This is a genomic window from Aeromonas sp. QDB31 (assembly GCF_027707605.1).
Classification (GTDB): Bacteria; Pseudomonadota; Gammaproteobacteria; order Enterobacterales; family Aeromonadaceae; genus Aeromonas; species Aeromonas media.
In genome coordinates this window covers 1-1,899 of record NZ_JAPCIX010000052.1, presented here as the reverse complement: position 1 = coordinate 1,899, position 1,899 = coordinate 1, and the positions used below count along the sequence as shown (strand labels likewise).

Here is a 1,899-nt window from a genome sequence, read left to right as displayed (position 1 = left end):
GGGAACGCCCGCCTGGGACGTCGCGCGGATCGACCGGACATTCGCGGAGACCTTCGTCCTGAGATCCGAGCTCCTAGGGATCGCCTCAGAAAACGGAAAATAAAGCACGCTAAGCCGTAAGTAAGCGTGCTCCTGTGAAAGCCACAGCTAAAACTGCGTAGTACACATAGAGGTATTTTTTTCTAGATTTATATCGAATTTCGTTATCGAATTTCGCTTATTATTGATCAACTCGTTGCAGATCATGAAGGCGAAAGTATGACGAATAACCCTACCGATGACAGCAGACCATGGTCGGTCTTTCTTATTTTTCTGCGGCTTGGATTGACATCTTTTGGCGGCCCCATTGCGCACTTGGGCTACTTCCGCGCCGAATTTGTCACACGGCGGCGCTGGCTCTCCGAACGGAGCTATGCTGACTTGGTCGCGCTTTGTCAGTTCTTGCCAGGGCCTGCAAGCAGCCAGGTCGGCATAGCGGTAGGACTGTCTCGGGCTGGATACAGCGGGGCGCTGGCTGCTTGGGCTGGCTTCACGCTGCCGTCTGCCATAGCCTTGATCCTTTTTGCGCTCGGCATCTCCAGCTATGGCGATTACGTCTCGCAGGGCGCGTTGCATGGCTTAAAAGTGGTGGCTGTGGCCGTGGTCGCTCAAGCAGTATGGGGCATGGCGCGTAACCTATGCACGGATGGGCTGCGAGTCACCATCATGGCAATTGCTACCTGCGTCGTTTTACTTGTGCCGTCCGCGTGGGGACAGGTTGGCGTGATTGCTATCGCAGGCATCGCAGGCCGGTTATTGTTCAAGCCAGCGAAAGTTGTTGAGCATGACCCCCTACCTATCACGGTCAGTCACCGGGCCGGCGTGCTTTGGCTCTCGCTGTTCTTTGTCTTGCTGATTGGCCTGCCGGTGTTGGCCGAACTGATGCCAAGTCAAACCATGGCAATGGTGGATTCCTTCTATCGTGTCGGATCACTGGTGTTCGGCGGTGGTCACGTTGTGCTGCCATTACTGCAAGCCGAAGTGGTGCCCTCCGGCTGGGTCAACAATGAATCCTTTCTCGCGGGGTACGGGGCAGCTCAAGCGGTGCCCGGCCCTTTGTTCACGTTCGCCGCGTTTCTTGGTGCCTCGATGAACACCGCCCCGTCGGGCTGGATCGGCGGCATTGTGTGTCTGCTGGCTATCTTCGCGCCCTCGTTCTTGCTGGTCGTCGGATCAATGCCATTTTGGGAGCGTTTGCGCCGCAATACAGGCATCCAAGCTGCGCTGGCCGGGATCAATGCCGCTGTAGTCGGCTTGCTGCTGGCCGCGCTGTATCAGCCTGTATGGACTAGCGCCATCTTTCAGCCGCAAGACTTCGGCTTGGCATTAGTTGCCCTTGTCGCACTTATGTTCTGGAAGCTCCCGCCGTGGCTGGTTGTCCTCGGTAGCGGTGCAGCTGGGTGGCTGTTGAGCGTCGCTCTGTGAGGCACAAAAAATGACTGACAAAGACCTCTACGGCGGTTTGATCCGCCTGCACATCCTTCACCATGCAGCCGAGGAACCTGTCTTTGGGCTGGGGATCATCGAAGAGCTACGCCGACACGGCTACGAGATGAGCGCTGGCACCGTGTACCCGATGCTGCACGGCCTGGAAAAAAAAGGCTATCTGACCTCACGCCACGAACGCACCGGGCGACGTGAACGGCGTGTTTATGACATCACTGAACAAGGCAGAACTGCACTTGCTGATGCGAAAACAAAGGTCAAGGAGCTGTTCGGAGAGTTGGTAGAAGGTGGTTGAGTTTTTGCTTCTATGTCAGGTTGAGCTATACCCTAACTGGATTGTCATTTTCAGAAGACGACTGCACCAGTTGATTGGGCGTAATGGCTGTTGTGCAGCCAGCTCCTGACAGTTCAATA

At 55.9% G+C, this 1,899-nt stretch carries 2 protein-coding genes; both read left to right on the top strand.

Translation table 11 applies throughout. The annotated features are described in order from the left end of the window. The first annotated feature begins 258 nt into the window (after positions 1 to 258). Positions 259 to 1,464 carry a chromate efflux transporter gene (gene chrA, locus PG898_RS21110; protein WP_000184001.1) on the top strand — a complete coding sequence of 402 codons (1,206 nt, stop codon included), beginning with the start codon at positions 259 to 261 and terminating at the stop codon, positions 1,462 to 1,464. A 10-nt stretch (positions 1,465 to 1,474) separates the two neighbouring features. Next, positions 1,475 to 1,780 carry a PadR family transcriptional regulator gene (locus tag PG898_RS21105; RefSeq protein ID WP_000130000.1) on the top strand — a complete coding sequence of 102 codons (306 nt, stop codon included), beginning with the start codon at positions 1,475 to 1,477 and terminating at the stop codon, positions 1,778 to 1,780. Positions 1,781 to 1,899 lie beyond the last annotated feature (119 nt).